This is a genomic window from Streptomyces similanensis (assembly GCF_039543625.1).
In the GTDB taxonomy this organism is placed as follows: Bacteria; Actinomycetota; Actinomycetes; order Streptomycetales; family Streptomycetaceae; genus Streptomyces; species Streptomyces similanensis.
Window position 1 is genome coordinate 89,190 of sequence record NZ_BAABKC010000064.1, and the last position, 18,158, is coordinate 107,347.

Consider the following 18,158-nt stretch of genomic DNA (forward strand, 5'->3'; position numbering starts at 1 on the left):
ATGATTCTATGATGGGTCTCATGGTAAGTGAGGAAACGACCCGGACGACGACGCCATCGACCGCGCAGCACACCCCGGCCGGGGCCGCCGCCCCGGAGGCGCCCGGGGCCCACCGGGAGCCCCGGACGCCCGCCCCGCGCGCGTGGGCGACGCGCCTGGTCGTCGCCGGCATCGTGCTGTCCGCCCTGAACCTCAGGCCCGCCATCACCAGCCTCGGCGCGCTCCTGGAAGAGGTGCGCGACGGACTCGGGATGAGCGGCAGCGTGGCCGGCCTGCTCACCTCGGTGCCCCCGCTCTGCTTCGCCGTCTTCGGCGTCATGGCCCCCCGTCTCGCGCGCCGCTTCGGACCCGCCGCCGTGGTGTGCGCGGGCATGGCCGCCATCACCGCGGGCCTGGTGATCCGCCCCTACATCGGCAGCACCGTCGCCTTCCTGGCCGCCAGCGCCCTCGCCCTCATGGGCATCGCCGTCAGCAACGTCCTGATGCCGGTCATCGTCAAGCGCTGGTTCCCCGACCGGGTCGGCTCCATGACCGGCCTGTACTCCATGGCCCTCGCCCTGGGCACCTCGACCGCCGCCGCCGTGACCGTGCCGCTGACCGACGCCCTCGGCGGCTGGCAGCCCGGACTGGCCGTATGGGCGCTGCTCGCGGCGGTGGCCGTGCTCCCGTGGCTGCCGCTGATCCGGCACCGGGACGCCGCCGGCGCCGAGCGGCCCGAGCACGCCCGGCAGGACACCCCGCGGGAGGAGCCGGCCCCCGCGCTGCGCATCACCCGCAGCCGCACCGCCTGGGCGCTGGCCGTCTTCTTCGGCCTCCAGGCCACCGCCGCCTACATCACGATGGGCTGGATGCCCCAGATCTTCCGGGACGCGGGCGTGCCCGCCGGCACCGCCGGACTGCTGCTCGCCGTCACCATGGTGATGGGCGTGCCGCTCGCCTTCGTCATCCCGCGACTGGCCACCCGGCTGCCCCACCAGGGCCCGATCGTGCTCGTCCTCGGCGTCTGCGGCCTCGCCGGCTACGCCGGCCTGTACCTCGCGCCGGCCGGCGGCGCCTGGGCCTGGGCGGTGCTCCTCGGCGTCTCCAACTGCGCCTTCCCGCTCGCCCTCACCATGGTCGGCATGCGGGCCAGGAGCGGTCCGGGCGTGGCCCAGCTGTCGGCGTTCGCCCAGAGCGCCGGCTACCTGATATCCATCCCCGGGCCGCTGCTGGTCGGCGTGCTCTACCAGAGCAGCGGCGGCTGGGGCGTGCCGATCGCCCTGATGACCGCGCTGATGATCCCGCAGATGCTGGTCGGCTGGCTGGCCGGGCGCAACCGCACCGTGGAGGAGGAGGCGGCGCGCTGAGCCGCCCCCGCGCACCCGTCCGGGGCGCGGGGTGCCACACTGGTGGCCATGCAGCCTGTGCTCGATCCGAACCCGCCGAACGGCCAGAAGAAGATGCTGATCGTCTTCGGCGCGTTCCTCGCCATCTTCGTGGTCATCGCCATCGTCGCGACGCTCGCCTCCCCCTGACCCGCCCCTCGGCCCCCTGACCCGCCCCCTCGGCCAGGACCGGCCCGGCCCCGCCCATGGTGGGGCTGGCCCCCCTGTCCCCTAGGGGGTGAGGGTCAGGGTCAAGTGGGTGGATCACCGGATGGGCGGGCGCGCGCCGATTCCGTAGTTTCGTGGTGTGACCGCGACGAGCGGTCCGTGGAGTCCGTGGACGAGCGGAACCGACCCGAAGACCAGCGGAGGCGACCATGCCGGCCCGTACGCACACCCGGACCCACCCGGCGACCATGGGCGGCGTCGACACCAGGCTGCCCTGGTGGGCCCTGGCGCTGCCGGCCCTCGCCTTCGTGACACTGCTGGCCCTCATACTGAACCCGTCGCACGCACATACGACCGGCGCCGACCCCGCGACCACGCAGCTGCTGGAGCGCGTCCAGGAACTCCTGACGCGATGAGGCGGCAGGACCGGCCCGCGGCCCGTCCGGCACCCGGCGCCCCGGCCGAGAAGGCGCATGTCAACTACCTGCGCCCGATGGCCTGTTTCGTGCGAAGCTGGGTGTCATGAGCGTCGCAGAACCCCGCAGGATTGTCCTCTTCCGGCATGCGAAAGCCGACTGGCCGCAGGTGTCCGACCACGAACGACCGCTCGCCGAGCGGGGCCGCAAGGACGCCCCGGTGGCCGGCCGCAAGCTGGCCGACACCCACATCCCCTTCGACCTTGCCCTGTGCTCGACAGCGAACCGGACCCGGGAAACCTGGAAGCTCGCCGTCCACGAGCTGCCGCACCGGCCGAAAACCGTCTACGAGGAGCGGATCTACGAGGCCTCCCCGGGCGAGCTGATCGCCGTGCTCAACGAGACGCCGGACGACGTGCGCAACGTCATCCTGATCGGTCACAACCCGGGTGTGCAGGGAGTGACCGAGGTGCTCTCCGGCGCCGCCGAGGGCGACGCGGGCGAACGGATGGGCCGCCGAGGCTTCCCGACCGCGGCCTTCGCCGTGCTGACCTTCGACGGCTCCTGGAAGGCCCTCGAACCGGGCACGGCCACCCTGAGCGACTACTGGGCCCCCTCGGAGTAGCCCGCCGAGCGCGCGAGAGGCCCGGCGGCCGGGGACGGCGCGCCGGACCTCGCGGCAAGGGCGCACGGCGACCGCTCCGCCCGACCGCGCGGGGCCGGTCAGCCGAGTGTGCGGGGGCGGGTCTGGTCAGCCGGCCGTGCGGGGCACGGGTCCGCTCAGCGCTCCTCGTGCGCGTCCGCCGCCTCGACCTCTTCGCGGGTGACTCCGAGCAGATACAGGACCGTGTCGAGGAAGGGCACGTTCACCGCGGCGTGCGCGGCCTCCCGCACCACCGGCTTGGCGTTGAAAGCGACGCCGAGACCGGCGGCGTTCAGCATGTCCAGATCGTTCGCGCCGTCGCCGATCGCCACGGTCTGCGCCAGCGGAACGCCCGCCTCGGCGGCGAACCGGCGCAGCAGCCGCGCCTTGCCCGCCCGGTCGACGATCTCGCCGGTGACCCGGCCCGTCAGCTTCCCGTCGACTATCTCCAGCGTGTTGGCCTGCGCGAAGTCCAGCCCCAGCCGGTCCTGCAGATCGTCCGTGACCTGGGTGAAGCCGCCCGAGACGACGCCGACCTGGTAGCCCAGCCGCTTCAGCGTACGGATCAGGGTGCGGGCGCCCGGCGTCAGCCGCACCTCGCTGCGCACCTTGTCCACCACGGAGGCGTCCAGCCCCGCCAGCAGCGCGACACGCGCGTGCAGCGACTGCTCGAAGTCCAGCTCGCCGCGCATCGCGGCCGCCGTCACCTCGGCCACCTGGTCCTCGCAGCCGGCGTGCGCGGCGAACAGCTCGATGACCTCGTCCTGGATGAGCGTCGAGTCCACGTCCATGACGACCAGCCGCTGCGCGCGCCGGTGCAGGCCCGCGGCGACCACCGCGACGTCGACGCCCAGCGCCGCCGCCTCCTTCGCCAGAGCGGTGCGCAGCGGTTCCGTCTCCACGCCGGACACCGCGAACTCCACCGCGGTCACCGGGTACTTGGCCAGCCGGAAGATACGGTCGATGTTGCCGCCGGCCTGGGTGATCCGCGCGGCGATCCGCGCGGTCGCCTCCGCCGTGAGGGGGTGGCCGAGCACGGTGACCAGGGAGCGGCCGAGACCGCGCGGCCGGTTGTCGCCCCGGCCGGACAGGATCTCCGCCTGCATCTTCATCGACTCGGCCCAGCTGTGCACGGTGGCCCGCAGATCGCCCTCAAGGCCGGTGGGCGGCTGGGTGACGAGCGCGCACAGCACCATCCGGCCACGGGTGACGACCTGCTCGATGTCCACCACGTCCACGGAGTAGGCGGCGAGGGTGTCGAAGAGACCGGCCGTGATGCCTGGCCTGTCCTTCCCGAAGATCTTGACGAGAAGGGTGAGGTCATCGGAACTCTGCGAAGCGCTCATGGTGCCTCCCACCGTATCCGGCACCCCGTGCCCCACGCCCCTCAGGTCCGCCTGGCGGACAGGAAACACTGGGCGTCGATCAGGTGAAACCGCCCTGACGCGCACCCCGGGCCGAGGGGGCGGACGGACCCCGCGCGCCCGGGACCCGCCCCGGCGCACGCGCGGCGCGCCGGCACGGCGCAGGGAGGCCGGCCGGTGCCGCCGCAGGCACCGGCCGGGCGGCCGGTACGGCACGCCGGGGGAGCGGCGACCCCACACCGCGGAAGCGGCCACACCCCGCCACCCCGCCACCCCGTCGCCCACGCCGCACCCGTCCGCAAGGCCGCACCCGTCCTCAGATCCGCGCTCCGGTGCGCACACCCAGGTGTGTGCGGACGTCCGCGGCCACCACCCGCACCCGGAGCCGGAGTTCGACCGAGACGAGCCCAACGGCCGCCGTACGCAGGTGCCGTAGAAAGAGAACGCAGGGCGCGTCCGCCGTCCATGTCCTCCTCGGGCGGGAATGCCACTCTCCGCCCGGTTTTCAACCCTCGCCCGTGTCACGGCAGTCGAGTGGACGTTACCCACTCATGACAAGGCCCGGCTTTCGGTCACGGGGCCCAGCCTGAAATAGTTCCTCCCGATGTTCGACATCCCTACACCCCCTGCGACGGGGGTAACTCGGGGGACAAATCAGTGGGGCATGGAGTGCCGGAACTCGTACTGGAAACCAATGGACGGACCTGGACGCTCGACCCGTCCAGGCGCTACACCCTCGGACGCGATCCGCAGGGCGACATCGTGTTCGACGATGCCAGGGTCTCCTGGCGCCACGCCACGGTCGGCTTCGACGGCCGGGGTTGGGTCATCGAGGACCACGGCAGCACCAACGGCACGTTCGTGCGGGGCCAGCGGGTCCAGCAGGTGGAGATCGGCCCCGGCTCGGCCGTCCACCTCGGCAACGCGACCGACGGACCGCGGCTGAACCTCTCGGCCGCCGCGGCCCCTGTCGCCGCCCAGGGCGCCCACGCCGGCTGGGCGCAGCAGGCCCCGGCCGCGCAGCAGCCGCCCGTCGCCCAGCAGCACGCCGCACCGGCGGACTGGCAGCAGGCACAAGCACAAGCACAGGCACAGGCACAGGCACAGGCGAAGCCGCAGCAGCAGGCGCCCGCACAGCAGCAGGCGCCGTCGATCCCGCACCAGCAGCAGGGCGGACCCGGTGGTGGCGCGGGGGCGCCGCCGGTCCACGGCGACCGCAGCCCCACCACGTTCCACCAGTTCTCCCTCGGCCGGGTGATGCGCATCGGCCGTGCGCTGGAGAACGACCTGGTCGTCTCCGACCTCCAGGTCTCCCGCCACCACGCCGAGTTCCACGCCACGCCCGACGGCCGCTTCGAGATCCGCGACCTGGGCTCGCACAACGGCACGTACGTCAACGGCCAGCCGATCGCCAAGGGCGGCTCGGCGACGCTCGGCCCCAGTGACATCGTCGGCGTCGGCCACTCGACGTTCCGGATCGTCGGCGACCGGCTGGAGGAGTTCGTCGACACCGGCGAGGTGTCCTTCTCCGCCCGCCACCTCACCGTCACGGTCGACGGCGGCAAGCAGATCCTCAAGGACGTCTCCTTCGGCGTCCCGGAGAAGTCGCTGATCGCGGTCATCGGGCCGTCCGGCTCCGGCAAGTCGACCCTGCTCAAGGCGCTCACCGGCTACCGGCCCGCCGACCAGGGCGAGGTCCTCTACGACAACCGGAACCTCTACAAGCAGTTCGCCGAGCTGCGCCAGCGCATCGGCCTGGTCCCGCAGGACGACATCCTGCACAAGGAGCTGTCGGTCAAGAAGGCGCTGAAGTACGCGGCCAAGCTCCGCTTCCCCTCGGACACCACCGCGCAGGAGCGCAACGCCCGGATCGACGAGGTGCTGCGCGAGCTGAAGCTCGACATCCACAAGGACAAGAAGGTCACCTCGCTCTCCGGCGGCCAGCGCAAGCGCGTCTCGGTCGCCCTGGAGCTGCTGACCAAGCCGTCGCTGATCTTCCTGGACGAGCCGACCAGCGGCCTCGACCCGGGCATGGACCGCGACGTCATGCAGCTGCTGCGGGGCCTGGCCGACGACGGCCGCACCGTCCTCGTGGTCACCCACTCGGTGGCCGAGCTGGCGATCTGCGACAAGCTGCTGGTGATGGCGCCGGGCGGCTCCGTCGCCTACTTCGGCCCGCCCGAGGAGGCGCTGAACTTCTTCGGCTACGACAGCTGGGCCGACGTCTTCTCCGCCTTCGAGAACTACCGCGACTACGACTGGGCGGGCCGCTGGAAGGGCTCGCAGCACTACCAGATGTACGCCGCGGACATCGACTCGGTCGCCCCGCAGGCCGTGCCGGTGGCGCCGCCGCAGGCCCTCAAGCCGCCCAAGCCGCAGAGCTGGGGCTCGCAGCTGCTGACCCTGATCCGCCGGTACGTCTCGGTGATCGTCTCCGACAAGGGCTTCCTGGCCCTGACGGTGCTGCTGCCGGCGGTGATCGGCTCGGTGAGCCTGCTCATCGACCACGAGAAGGGCCTGCTGGTCAACCCGATCAACCACAAGACGGGCCTGCACACCCCGAACGGCACCGCCACCACGGTGCTGCTGATCCTCGCGGTCGGTGCCTGCTTCGCGGGCTCCGCGAACTCCGTGCGCGAGCTGATCAAGGAACGGGTCATCTACGAACGGGAGCGCGCCACCGGCCTGTCCCGTTCGGCGTACCTGATGTCGAAGGTCGTCGTGCTCGGTGTGGTCACCGTGCTGCAGGGTCTGCTCGTCGGCGTGATCGGCTTCTCCAGCCGGACGATTCCCGACGAGGGCCTGATCCTGGGCCACGGGACCCTGCTGGAGCTGTGCCTGCCGATCATGGCGCTCGGCTTCAGCTCGATGATGGTCGGCCTGGTCATCTCCTCGTTGGTGAAGACCTCCGAGAAGACCATGCCGCTGCTGGTGATGTTCGCGATCGTCCAGGTGGTGTTCACCGGCTGCCTGTTCACGCTGCACGGCACGCTGGGCGTCAACGAGTTCTCGTACCTGATGCCGTCGCGCTGGGCCGTCGCCGCCGCCGGCGCCACGCTGGACTTCAACAAGATCGCCCCGAACACCGACGATCCCACCAGCACCGATCCGCTGTGGGACCACGCGGCCTCGGCCTGGACCGTCGACATGATCGCGCTGATCGCGCTGGGCGTCGTGTGCGGCTTCCTGGTGGCCCGCTTCCTGCGGCGCCACGAGCCGGAGGTCATGCGCAAGTAACGCCGGTCACCCCGACGTCCCCTGGTACGCCGAGGGCGGCACCCCGTCGGGGTGCCGCCCTTCCGCGTCTGTCAGAGGTCCGCGCCGACCTCAGTACGCGCTGTTGACGTTGTCCATCGAGCCGTACCGGTGGGCGGCGTAGTTGCAGGCGGCGGTGATGTTGGCGACCGGGTCGTAGATGTTCCACGAGGTGCCCGGGACGTGGTAGGTCCGGAAGGTCGGGTCGATGACCTGGAGCAGACCCTTCGAGGGGATGCCGTTGATGGCGTTGATGTCCCAGTCGTTGATCGCGCGCGGGTTGCCCGAGGACTCCCGCAGGATGTTGCGGTGCAGGCCGCTGTAGGAGCCGGGGATGTTGTGCTGCTTCATGATGTCCAGCGACTGCCGGATCCAGCCGTTCAGGTCGTTGCCGTAGGTCTTGGACGCGGCGACGGTCTGCATCTGCGGACGCTGCGCGGCGCGGGCGGTGGCCTGCTGGGCGTGGCGCCCGGCGACGGCCTTGCGCTCGGCGGCGGTCTTCTTTGCGGCGACGGCGGCCTTCTCCTTGGCGACGGCCTGCTGCTTGGCCGCGATGGCCTGGACCTTGAGGCTGTCACCGGCGAGGCGGTCGGTCACGCTGGCCTTGACGCCCTTGACCGGCTGCGAGGCGACGGTGGCCGGAGCCGCGGTGTCGGCGGCGACGGTCGTGGCCTCGCCGGGCACGGCGGCGGAGACGGCGATGGCGGCGGCGCCGAGCGTGGTGACACCGGCGACGGCGAACTTCTGGGTCTTGGTCAGGGCACGACTCTTACGGATGAAGCGGAAGTTGGCAGACATACGAAATGGACCTCTTCGAGTAGCGCGGAGGTCGCTCTCCGGACTGCGGGAGGGGGTCCTACCCACACGAACGCCACGAGCGGAAACCCGCGGCGCTGAGCGACGAGAGCAATTCTTAGCTGCCGCAAAATCCGCTGGCAAAGGTGTGACGTACGAAGCCGGGTAGTGGATCAGGAACACGCAAAACGGGACAGACTGGGCCATCTGTCCCGTTCATCCGGGGCTCTATGTCTCCTATGCCCGTTCGTACGTGACGTGCGCCCTATGTGGGTCCTCACATCGGGGGCGGTTCGCCCTTACTGAAAGTTGCTGCCGCAATGCATTCGGTGAGCGGATTTCGGGGGTTTCCGGGAAGGTTCGGACAGCCCTCGGCACCGGGCCCCGGGACCTAGGTCCAGCGGCCCCGGACGGCGCCGCCCCAGGGCCGATCCGCGCTGCCGGACCCCGCCGGTACCTTGAGGGCATGAGTCATGGCCCCCGGTCCGGCCTCGCCGCGGTCAGCTCCGCGCTGCTGGCGATGAGCAGGCACCTGGAGGTGCGCGACGTCCTCAAGACGATCGTCGCCTCCGCCCGTGAACTGCTCGACGCGCAGTACGCCGCCCTCGGCGTGCCGGACGACCACGGCGGCTTCGCCCAGTTCGTGGTCGACGGGATCAGCGAGGAGCAGTGGCGCGCCATCGGCCCGCTCCCGCGCCAGCACGGCATCCTCGCCGCGATGCTGCACCAGGCGGAGGCCGAGCGGCTGGCCGACGTCCGCCAGGACCCGCGCTTCGAGGGCTGGCCGGCCGCCCACCCCGACATGTCCGACTTCCTGGGCCTGCCGATCCGCGACGGCGACGAGGTCATCGGGGCGCTGTTCCTCGCCAACAAGCGCTGCCCGAAGCCGGCCGGCGGCTGCGGCTTCACCCAGGAGGACGAGGACCTGCTCGCCCTCCTCGCCCAGCACGCCGCCATCGCCCTCACCAACGCCCGCCTCTACGAGCGCAGCCGCGAGCTGACCATCGCCGAGGAGCGCTCCCGCCTCGCCCACGAGCTGCACGACGCGGTCAGCCAGAAGCTGTTCTCGCTGCGCCTGACCGCCCAGGCCGCCGCCGCCCTGGTCGACCGCGACCCGGTCCGCGCCAAGGGCGAACTCCAGCAGGTGGCCGCGCTGGCCGCCGAGGCCGCCGACGAGCTGCGCGCCGCCGTCGTGGAGCTGCGCCCCGCGGCACTCGACGAGGACGGCCTCGTCGCCACCCTGCGCACCCAGATACAGGTCCTCGACCGCGCCCACACCGCCCGCGTCACCTTCACCGCGCAGGGCCTGCGCGCGCTGCCCGCCGCACAGGAGGAGGCCGTGCTGCGCGTCGCCCAGGAGGCCCTGCACAACGCGCTGCGGCACTCGGGCGCGCGGCACGTGGACGTCACCCTGGAGCGCCGCGGCTGCGGCGCCGTGCTGCGCGTCACCGACGACGGCAGCGGCTTCGACCAGCAGGCGGTGCGCGGCGCGGGCCGCCATCTGGGGCTGGTGTCGATGCGTGACCGGGCGAGCGGGGCCGGCGGCACGCTGACCGTGGAATCGGCGCCCGGCAAGGGCACCACGATCGAGATGGAGGCGCCCGGTGGCTGAAGCGATCAAGGTGCTGGTCGTCGACGACCACCAAGTGGTCCGCCGGGGCCTGCGCACCTTCCTGGAGGTGCAGGACGACATCGAGGTGGTCGGCGAGGCCGCGGACGGCGCGGAGGGCGTCGCCCGCGCGCAGGAGCTGCGCCCCGACGTCGTCCTCATGGACGTGAAGATGCCGGTCATGGACGGCGTCGAGGCGCTGCGCCGGCTGCGCGAGCTGGGCAACGGGGCGCGGGTGCTGATCGTGACCAGCTTCACCGAGCAGCGCACGGTGGTCCCGGCCCTGCGGGCGGGCGCCGCCGGGTACGTCTACAAGGACGTGGACCCGGACGCGCTGGCCGGCGCCATCCGCTCCGTGCACGCCGGGCACATCCTGCTCCAGCCGGAGGTCGCCGGGGCGCTGCTGTCCCAGGAGGAGGCCCAGTCCGGGCAGGGGCGCGGCGGCTCCCTCACGGAGCGGGAGCGCGAGGTCCTCGGCCTGATAGCGGACGGCCGCTCCAACCGGGAGATCGCCCGGGCGCTGGTGCTGTCGGAGAAGACGGTCAAGACACACGTGTCGAACATCCTGATGAAGCTCGACCTGGCGGACCGCACCCAGGCGGCGCTGTGGGCCGTACGCCACGGCGTGACCGACTGACCGGACCCCTCCGGCCGCTGCGGCCCCACCGGGCTGAGATTCATACCGTCGTGGGAATGTCCCCCGGATGGCGCAACCTTCACGAGGCCCGGCCGTTCTCCAGTGCGTGCCGCGGCGACTGCCGCGGCGATCACCAGGAAGGCTCAGAAGTGAAGAACCTGAAGAAGGCAGCGGCCGTGACGATGGTGGCCGGCGGGCTCGTGGCCGCGGGCGCCGGAATGGCCTCCGCCTCCTCCGCCGCCGGCGGCGCCGCCCACGGCTCCCCGGGCGTCGTCTCGGGCAACGTCATCCAGGCCCCGGTCCACGTCCCGGTCAACGCCGTCGGCAACAGCGTCAACGTCATCGGCGTCCTGAACCCCGCCTTCGGCAACCTCGGCCTCAACCACTGACCCCCCGGGCCTCCCGGCTCCCCCCGGGAGGCCCCAGCCCTCCCGCCATCACACGAGCGAGCCCACGTCTCCCACCCTCCCCACCCCCGTCACCGCCCGGGCACCCGTACGGCCCCCACCCGGCCCGTCATCCCAGGGCATGCGTACTGCGCCTGCCCTCCCCGTCACCGCACAGGCGCGCGTACCCCTCTCGCCTCGCCCGTCATCCCGCCGGCGCGCGTACCGCCCCGCCGCACCCCTCTCCACCAACCCGCAGCCGCGCGCGCCAGCGCACCTCGCCCCTCATCCCATCCCGCGGGCATGCGTGCCGCCCGGGGCGGCACGGGTGGGCGCGGGCGGCGCCCCGCACACGCCGGGCCGCGCATCCCACCCCCGCAGCACACCGCCGGGCGCCAGGACAACCGGCGCCCACCGGAGGAACCCTCAGCGCCGGACACCGCCCCGACCGACACCCCCGTACACCCCTTACTCACCGCACCTTTTTCTCCCGCTCCTCCACAACGGAGTTGTACGCGGCGACCTGCGCCCGCCGAGCCGTCCGCTCCACCGGCCGCAACGCGGCCCCCCGCGCCGCCATCTCGGACGCGCTCACCGCACCCCCGTGCCCGTTCCCGTACGCCAGCGACACCAGCAACCCCACCCGCTGCGCCAGCTCCAGCACCCGCACCGCCCGCGGCGGATACCCGGGCGCCAACACCTCCCGCCCCCGCTCCGCCCGAGCCCGGTACGCGTCGATCGCCGCCTCCGCCACCGGCCCCGACCCGGCGACGTCCAGCCGCGCCAGCACCTCAGTCGCCTCCCGCAGCGCCTCCGCCAGCTCTCGCTCCGCCTCACCCAGCGACGGCACGTCGGCCGGCGGCGCCTCCCGCACCGGCAGCGCCCGCCACACCACCTTCACGTGCACATCACCCGCAGGGCCGGCCTCCGACACCTCCGGCACCAGCCCCCACGCGGCGCCGTGACAGATCACCGCCTCCTCCGCCTCCAGCGCCCGCGCGTTGAACTCCGGCGGCCCGCTCAGCCCCAGCGGATGCCCCGGCGCGGGCAGCGCCACCCGCAGCGCGCCCGCCCCCAGCCCCCGCAGCCGCCCCAGCGCGAGCGTCAGCCCGACGGGCTCCGGCTCCCCGGGCAGCCCCACCACCCGGTGGACGGCGTCCTCACCCACGACGGCGAGCACCGCGTCGTCCGGTGAGACAAGTCCGGCAAGAAAGGCATTTCCCCAAGCGGCGAGGCGTCCAGAGCGCGGTTCCGTGAGCATGCCCCCACCCTAAGGACCGACCGATGGAACGGCCCGCCCGTCTCGTGGCGTAGATTCGGTGGGGGCTGCGCCCACCGGCGCGGCGGACCGAGCCACAGGCGTACGCGACAGCCGAGACCGGCGGCACACTGCAAGGGGAGACAACGCGCTCATGAGCGATGTTCTGGAGCTTCAGGACGTATCCGTGGTCCGCGAGGACCGGGCTCTGGTGGACCAGGTCTCCTGGTCGGTCAAGGAGGGCGAGCGCTGGGTCATCCTCGGCCCGAACGGCGCCGGCAAGACCACCCTCCTGAACGTCGCCTCCAGCTACCTCTACCCCAGCAAGGGCACCGCCACCATCCTCGGCGAGACCCTCGGCAGGCCCGGCACCGACGTCTTCGAGCTGCGCCCCCGCATCGGCATGGCCGGCATCGCCATGGCCGAGAAGCTCCCCAAGCGCCAGACCGTCCTGCAGACCGTGCTCACCGCCGCCTACGGCATGACCGCCGGCTGGCAGGAGGAGTACGAGGACGTCGACGAGCAGCGCGCCCGCGCCTTCCTCGACCGCCTCGGCATGACCGAGTACCTCGACCGCCGCTTCGGCACCCTGTCCGAGGGCGAGCGCAAGCGCACCCTGATCGCCCGCGCCCTGATGACCGACCCCGAGCTGCTGCTCCTGGACGAGCCCGCCGCCGGCCTCGACCTCGGCGGCCGCGAGGACCTGGTCCGCCGCCTCGGCCGCCTCGCCCGCGACCCCATCGCCCCCTCCATGATCATGGTCACGCACCACGTCGAGGAGATCGCCCCCGGCTTCACGCACGTCCTGATGATCCGTCAGGGCAAGGTCCTGGCCGCCGGCCCGCTGGAGCTGGAACTCACCTCCCGCAACCTCTCCCTCTGCTTCGGCCTCCCGCTCGTCGTCGAGCAGCTCGGCGAGCGCTGGACCGCCCAGGGCCTCCCGCTGTCCTGACCGCCGGGGCCGAACTCCCCACCCCGGGACGGCCCTTCGCCGCGAGCCGCTCCCCGTGCGCCCTGTCCGTCGCGGGGCCCGCGGTCCTACCATGACCATGTGAACGACATCGACGCATGGGTGTGGTGGCTCGTCGGCGCGGCCGCGCTCGGAATCCCGCTCGTGGTGACCGCGATGCCGGAGTTCGGCATGTTCGCCGTCGGCGCCGTGGCCGCCGCGGTCGTCGCCGGCCTCGGCTTCGGCGTCGTCGCCCAGGTGCTCGCCTTCGTCGTCGTCTCCGTCGCGCTCATCGCCGTCGTACGGCCCATCGCCGCCCGGCACGACCGGCAGCGGCCCCGACTGGCCACCGGCGTCGACGCGTTGAAGGGCAGGCAGGCGGTCGTGCTCGAACGCGTCGACGGCTCCGGCGGCCGGATCAAGCTCGCCGGGGAGATCTGGTCGGCCCGCTCGCTCGACACCGGCCACGCCTACGACGTGGGCGCGGAGGTCGACGTCGTGGACATCGAGGGGGCGACCGCCATCGTCATGTGACCTGGCTCGAACACCCCCCACGGCACGTGAGGGTCTGTCAGACTCGACAGAAAGATCTTCAACGGCCGTCAGCCCATAAGATCTTCCGAAAGCGCCGAGGCGGAGAAGGGTACGGGAAGCAACGATGGCACCGGTCATCATCGTCCTGATCGTTCTGGTGGTGTTGGTCTTCATCGCCCTGATCAAGACGATCCAAGTCATCCCGCAGGCCAGCGCTGCCATCGTGGAGCGATTCGGCCGCTACACGCGGACCCTGAACGCGGGCCTCAACATCGTCGTCCCGTTCATCGACACCATCCGCAACCGCATCGACCTGCGCGAACAGGTCGTGCCGTTCCCGCCGCAGCCGGTGATCACCCAGGACAACCTGGTCGTCAACATCGACACCGTCATCTATTACCAGGTGACCGACGCCCGGGCCGCCACCTACGAGGTCGCCAGCTACATCCAGGCCATCGAGCAGCTCACCGTCACCACCCTGCGCAACATCATCGGCGGCATGGACCTTGAGCGCACCCTCACCTCCCGCGAGGAGATCAACGCCGCCCTGCGCGGCGTCCTCGACGAGGCCACCGGCAAGTGGGGCATCCGCGTCAACCGCGTCGAGCTGAAGGCGATCGAGCCCCCGACCTCCATCCAGGACTCGATGGAGAAGCAGATGCGCGCCGACCGCGACAAGCGCGCCGCGATCCTCCAGGCCGAAGGTGTCCGGCAGTCCGAGATCCTGCGCGCCGAGGGCGAGAAGCAGTCCCAGATCCTGCGTGCCGAGGGTGAGGCCAAGGCCGCCGCCCTGCGCGCCGAGGGCGAGGCCCAGGCCGTGCGCACGGTCTTCGAGGCCATCCACGCCGGCGACCCGGACCAGAAGCTGCTGTCCTACCAGTACCTCCAGATGCTCCCGAAGATCGCCGAGGGCGACGCCAACAAGCTCTGGATCGTCCCCAGCGAGATCGGCGACGCCCTCAAGGGCCTCTCCGGCGCGATGGGCAACTTCGGTTCCTTCGGCGGCAATTCGGGCGGCAACGGCGGCGGCGCCACGGTCCCCCCGCAGAACGACGGCAGGAACAACCCCACCGAACGCCGCGAGAAGCCCCGCATCGACTGAGAACCCCGTTCCCCGCACCCCCCAAGGGGCGCGGGGAACTGCGCGCTCAACCCAGAACGACCCGCACCCGACAACGGACCCCAGCCCCCCACTGCCCAAGGGGCGCGGGGAACTGCGCGACAAGCCCCAACCGACCCGCACCGACCGACGAACACCGCCCCCGGCGCAACCTCAGGCCGCCTCCCGCACCAACCACTCCGGCAGCCCAGCAAGATCATCCGCTCCCAGGGCGAACAGCATCGCGTCCGCCGGCGTCGGCTCGAACGGCTCCCGCAACAACGGCATCCCCGCCTGCTCCGGAGTCCGGTCCGCCTTGCGGTGATTGTCGACCGCGCAGGAGGCCACCGTGTTCAGCCAGGTGTCCTGCCCGCCCCGCGACCGCGGCACCACGTGGTCCACGGTCGTCGCCCGCCCCCCGCAGTACGCGCACCGGTGCCGGTCCCGTACCAGCACACCCCGCCTCGACCACGGCGCTTGTCTTCGGAACGGCACCCGCACGTACCGGCACAGCCGTATGACCCGGGGCGCCGGTATGTCGACCTCGGCGCCCCGCATCCGCAGTTCGGGGTGGGCCTGCTCCACGACGGCCTTGTCCTGCAGCACCAGCACGACGGCTCGGTTCAGCGTCACCGTCGACAGCGGCTCGAAGCTCGCGTTCAGCACCAGCGTGTCCCGCATCCGGCCCACCTCCCGTGTGCACCTGCCCACCCCCTGGCGGGCCCGGATCAACTCTGGACGGGCACGCCGAGATGGACAACGCAATAAAACTGCCCGCCTCCGATCACTTCCAAGACCGAAGGCGGGCAAACGTCCGGTGAACACCGAACCGGGAGAAAGGCCGAGTCAGCCCTCGGCGGGAATCTCGTACTCACCGATCAGCTGGGCGCGCCCCAGCGTGTGGAACCGCAGGTTGAAGCCCACCACCGCGGGAGAGGCGTCCGAGTCCGGACCGAGCTTGTCCTGGTCGACGGCGTACACGGTGAACACGTACCGGTGCGGGCCGTCGCCGGGCGGCGGCGCGGCGCCGCCGAAGTCCTTGGACCCGTAGTCGTTGCGCGCGTGCACCGCGCCCTCGGGCAGCCCCTCGAACTTCCCGCCGCCCGCACCGGCCGGCAGCTCCGTCACCGAGGCCGGGATGTCGAACAGCACCCAGTGCCAGAACCCGCTGCCCGTCGGGGCGTCCGGGTCGTAGCAGGTGACGGCGAAGCTCTTCGTCCCGGGCGGGAAACCCTCCCAGCGCAGCTGCGGCGAGGTGTTCCCCGCCGCCTGGACCTGGGCGTCCTGGAGCGCCGCCCCTTCCCGGACGTCGTCGCTCGTGACCGTGAACGACGGCACGGGCGGATGGAAGTCGTGGGGGAGCGGTCGCCGCTTCAGCTCGGACACCTCGGTACCTCCTGCATCGGTTGCGTCGGGACCCCGCACAGGGTTCCCCGGACCCGAGCCTAGAACCAACTGCGCTTGCTGCCGACCGCGGAGATCCACTGGTGCAGGTACGCCGCCCAGTCGGTCGCCTGGTAGTCGTGCAGAGAGACCTGGAAGCAGCGGTAGGTGTCGCTGCCCTCGCTGAACAGACCGGGCTTCTTGTCCATCTCCAGCACCACGTCCATCGCCTGCTCGTCGGCCACGAAGCTCAACTCGACCTCGTTGAGACCGCGGTACTCCGACGGCGGGTAGAACTCGATCTCCTGGTAGAAGGGCAGCAGCTGCCGCGTCCCGCGGATGTGACCCCGCTCCATGTCCGCGTGCTTGAAGCGGAAGCCCAGCTGGATGAAGGCGTCCAGGATCGCCTTCTGCGCCGGCATCGGGTGCACGTTGACCGGGTCCAGATCGCCGGAGTCCACCGCACGCGCGATCGCCAGCTCCGTGGTCACCCCGATGTTCATGCCGCGCAGCGCGTGGCCGTCGATCATCGTGATCGGCGTCTCCCACGGGATCTCCAGCCCGAACGGCACCGCGTGCACCGCGCCCGCCTGGAGCTCGAAGGCGCCGCCGAGCTGCACCTTGGTGAACTCGATGTTCTGCTTGTACTCCTCGTCGCCGCTCTCCACCTCGACCTTGGCCTGCAGGCCGACCGAGAGCCCCTCGATCCGCTGGTTCACGGACCCGCCCTGGATCCGCACCTCGCCCTGGACCACCCCGCCCGGCACGACGTTGACCTCGTGCAGCTCCGTCTCGACGGACGCCCCGCCGGCCCCGAGACTCGCCAGCAGCTTCTTGAACGCCATGACACTCCTTCTACGCAGTGGGCTCCTGCCCTACCTACAAACGCGACCCGGCCGCGACCGGTTCCGCGTCCACACCCTGGCAAGTCCGAGGATCTTTGACCAGTCCTTGAAACCCACCCGTCTGGACTACGCTCGTCAGGCATGATCGCGCCCTCGGACCGTACGTCCCTGCCCAGAGAGTTCTTCGACCGCCCCGTTCTGGAGGTCGCCCCCGATCTCCTGGGCCGCGTCCTCATCCGTACGACCCCGGACGGCCCGATCGCCCTGCGCCTGACCGAGGTGGAGGCCTACGACGGCCCGAACGACCCCGGCTCCCACGCCTACCGGGGCCGCACCACCCGCAACGGCGTGATGTTCGGTCCCCCCGGCCATGTCTACGTCTATTTCACGTACGGCATGTGGCACTGCATGAACCTGGTGTGCGGACCGGAGGGAGAGGCGAGCGGAGTCCTGCTCCGCGCCGGCGAGATCGTCGAGGGAGCCGAGCTGGCCCGGCTGCGCCGGGTCTCGGCCCGCAACGACAAGGAACTGGCCAAGGGCCCGGCCCGCCTCGCCACCGCCCTCGGCGTCGACCGCGCTCTCGACGGAGCCGACGCCTGCGCCGCCGACGACACCGAGATCCGGATCGTGAGCGGCACACCGGTCCCCGCCGACCAGGTGCGCAACGGCCCGCGCACCGGGGTGGCCGGCGAGGGCGGCGACGGCGACGCCCATCCGTGGCGCTACTGGGTCGCCGACGACCCGACCGTGAGCCCGTATCGCGCGCATGTGCCCCGGCGGCGTCGGAGTTGACTCTGCTGGGCGAAGTGCGTAAGGTAGCCCGAGCCGCTGAACCGGGTACGGCGATCGCCTGCAGCCGGAGCGGCCACTCCACTACCTACTGACAGCCCCTTCGCGGGGCCGATAGTGACGTGCTCGCACGTCCGCATTCGAACCCGCGGAACACCGATTATGAATCGGAACGGGAATCGGCTAGCGTAGTGAATGTCGAAAGGCCGACAGGCGAAAGCCGAAAAGCCGAAGACAACCCGCCGGCCGGGAATCGGAACAGAAAAGTTCTGATAGAGTCGGAACCGCCGGAAAGGGAAACGCGGAAGCGGGAACCTGGAAAGCACCGAGGAAGTCGGATCGGAGAGATCTGATAGAGTCGGAAACGCAAGACCGAAGGGAAAAGCCCGGAGGAAAGCCCGAGAGGGTGAGTACAAAGGAAGCGTCCGTTCCTTGAGAACTCAACAGCGTGCCAAAAGTCAACGCCAGATATGTTGATACCCCGTCTCCAGCATCAGCTGGGACGAGGTTCCTTTGAAAAAACACAGCGAGGACGCTGTGAACGGTCGAGCCTATTCCGCTCGACTGTTCCGCTCTCGTGGTGTCGTCCCGATTACGGGAAAACATTCACGGAGAGTTTGATCCTGGCTCAGGACGAACGCTGGCGGCGTGCTTAACACATGCA

General features: G+C 71.2%; 17 protein-coding genes, 1 rRNA gene and 1 pseudogene. 13 read left to right on the forward strand and 6 right to left on the reverse strand.

The genetic code is table 11. The features are described 5' to 3' along the window. Nucleotides 1-20: 20 nt before the first annotated feature. From ABEB07_RS21905 to ABEB07_RS21920, 4 genes are all read left to right on the forward strand, one after another. Complete coding sequence (locus ABEB07_RS21905) at nt 21-1,346, forward strand: CynX/NimT family MFS transporter (protein WP_345669917.1); 1,326 nt, start codon at nt 21-23, stop codon at nt 1,344-1,346. Between the two features lie 48 nt (nt 1,347-1,394). Then, nucleotides 1,395-1,514, forward strand: coding sequence for an SGM_5486 family transporter-associated protein (locus tag ABEB07_RS21910; RefSeq protein ID WP_086025514.1), 120 nt, complete (start codon nt 1,395-1,397; stop codon nt 1,512-1,514). Nucleotides 1,515-1,741: 227 nt separating this feature from the next. Next, nucleotides 1,742-1,948 carry a hypothetical protein gene (locus tag ABEB07_RS21915; RefSeq protein ID WP_345669919.1) on the forward strand — a complete coding sequence of 69 codons (207 nt, stop codon included), beginning with the start codon at nt 1,742-1,744 and terminating at the stop codon, nt 1,946-1,948. Between the two features lie 106 nt (nt 1,949-2,054). Then, complete coding sequence (locus tag ABEB07_RS21920; protein WP_345669920.1) at nt 2,055-2,573, forward strand: SixA phosphatase family protein; 519 nt, start codon at nt 2,055-2,057, stop codon at nt 2,571-2,573. A gap of 155 nt (nt 2,574-2,728) precedes the next feature. Here ABEB07_RS21920 and serB read toward each other — a convergent pair whose 3' ends face one another. Then, entirely contained in the window at nt 2,729-3,937 is a 1,209-nt protein-coding gene (gene serB / locus ABEB07_RS21925; RefSeq protein ID WP_345669921.1) for a phosphoserine phosphatase SerB, read from the reverse strand. 687 nt (nt 3,938-4,624) lie between these two features. Here serB and ABEB07_RS21930 point away from each other — a divergent pair. Further along, the gene (locus ABEB07_RS21930) at nt 4,625-7,192 is read left to right on the forward strand and encodes an FHA domain-containing protein (RefSeq protein ID WP_345669922.1); all 2,568 of its coding nucleotides are present in this window, start codon (nt 4,625-4,627) and stop codon (nt 7,190-7,192) included. A 90-nt stretch (nt 7,193-7,282) separates the two neighbouring features. Here the strand turns inward: ABEB07_RS21930 and ABEB07_RS21935 are convergent, their stop codons facing one another. Beyond that, nucleotides 7,283-8,008, reverse strand: coding sequence for a transglycosylase SLT domain-containing protein (locus ABEB07_RS21935; RefSeq protein WP_176148440.1), 726 nt, complete (start codon nt 8,006-8,008; stop codon nt 7,283-7,285). 463 nt (nt 8,009-8,471) lie between these two features. Here ABEB07_RS21935 and ABEB07_RS21940 point away from each other — a divergent pair, with 463 nt between their 5' ends. The 3 genes from ABEB07_RS21940 to ABEB07_RS21950 all read left to right on the forward strand — a co-directional run bounded on the left by ABEB07_RS21940 (nt 8,472) and on the right by ABEB07_RS21950 (nt 10,640). Continuing rightward, complete coding sequence (locus ABEB07_RS21940; RefSeq protein WP_164583477.1) at nt 8,472-9,617, forward strand: GAF domain-containing sensor histidine kinase; 1,146 nt, start codon at nt 8,472-8,474, stop codon at nt 9,615-9,617. Continuing rightward, entirely contained in the window at nt 9,610-10,251 is a 642-nt protein-coding gene (locus ABEB07_RS21945; RefSeq protein ID WP_164583476.1) for a response regulator, read from the forward strand. The genes ABEB07_RS21940 and ABEB07_RS21945 overlap by 8 nt, the downstream gene beginning before the upstream one ends. Nucleotides 10,252-10,400: 149 nt before the next feature. Continuing rightward, the gene (locus tag ABEB07_RS21950) at nt 10,401-10,640 is read left to right on the forward strand and encodes a chaplin (protein WP_164583475.1); all 240 of its coding nucleotides are present in this window, start codon (nt 10,401-10,403) and stop codon (nt 10,638-10,640) included. Between the two features lie 469 nt (nt 10,641-11,109). Here ABEB07_RS21950 and ABEB07_RS21955 read toward each other — a convergent pair whose 3' ends face one another. Then, nucleotides 11,110-11,898 carry a hypothetical protein gene (locus ABEB07_RS21955; RefSeq protein WP_345669923.1) on the reverse strand — a complete coding sequence of 263 codons (789 nt, stop codon included), beginning with the start codon at nt 11,896-11,898 and terminating at the stop codon, nt 11,110-11,112. Between the two features lie 151 nt (nt 11,899-12,049). On the opposite strand from ABEB07_RS21955, the pseudogene ABEB07_RS21960 reads away from it, so the two are divergent. From ABEB07_RS21960 to ABEB07_RS21970, 3 genes and pseudogenes are all read left to right on the forward strand, one after another. Continuing rightward, nucleotides 12,050-12,580, forward strand: a pseudogene (locus tag ABEB07_RS21960) (ABC transporter ATP-binding protein); the annotation flags it as partial. A gap of 366 nt (nt 12,581-12,946) precedes the next feature. Next, on the forward strand, nt 12,947-13,378 hold the full coding sequence (locus tag ABEB07_RS21965; RefSeq protein WP_164587170.1) for an NfeD family protein: 432 nt from the start codon (nt 12,947-12,949) through the stop codon (nt 13,376-13,378). Between the two features lie 124 nt (nt 13,379-13,502). After that, the gene (locus ABEB07_RS21970; protein ID WP_176148436.1) at nt 13,503-14,480 is read left to right on the forward strand and encodes an SPFH domain-containing protein; all 978 of its coding nucleotides are present in this window, start codon (nt 13,503-13,505) and stop codon (nt 14,478-14,480) included. A 171-nt stretch (nt 14,481-14,651) separates the two neighbouring features. Here the strand turns inward: ABEB07_RS21970 and ABEB07_RS21975 are convergent, their stop codons facing one another. From ABEB07_RS21975 to ABEB07_RS21985, 3 genes are all read right to left on the reverse strand, one after another. After that, a complete protein-coding gene (locus tag ABEB07_RS21975; protein WP_176148435.1) occupies nt 14,652-15,158 on the reverse strand; it encodes an HNH endonuclease in 507 nt (168 codons plus the stop codon). A gap of 165 nt (nt 15,159-15,323) precedes the next feature. Further along, complete coding sequence (locus ABEB07_RS21980) at nt 15,324-15,863, reverse strand: YbhB/YbcL family Raf kinase inhibitor-like protein (protein ID WP_164587167.1); 540 nt, start codon at nt 15,861-15,863, stop codon at nt 15,324-15,326. 59 nt (nt 15,864-15,922) lie between these two features. Beyond that, nucleotides 15,923-16,705, reverse strand: coding sequence for a sporulation protein (locus ABEB07_RS21985; RefSeq protein ID WP_345669924.1), 783 nt, complete (start codon nt 16,703-16,705; stop codon nt 15,923-15,925). A gap of 141 nt (nt 16,706-16,846) precedes the next feature. Here ABEB07_RS21985 and ABEB07_RS21990 point away from each other — a divergent pair, with 141 nt between their 5' ends. Together ABEB07_RS21990 and ABEB07_RS21995 are read left to right on the forward strand one after the other, a co-directional pair. After that, nucleotides 16,847-17,497 carry a DNA-3-methyladenine glycosylase gene (locus tag ABEB07_RS21990; RefSeq protein ID WP_176148433.1) on the forward strand — a complete coding sequence of 217 codons (651 nt, stop codon included), beginning with the start codon at nt 16,847-16,849 and terminating at the stop codon, nt 17,495-17,497. A gap of 602 nt (nt 17,498-18,099) precedes the next feature. Continuing rightward, nucleotides 18,100-18,158: ribosomal RNA gene (locus ABEB07_RS21995) — 16S ribosomal RNA — on the forward strand; the annotation flags it as partial.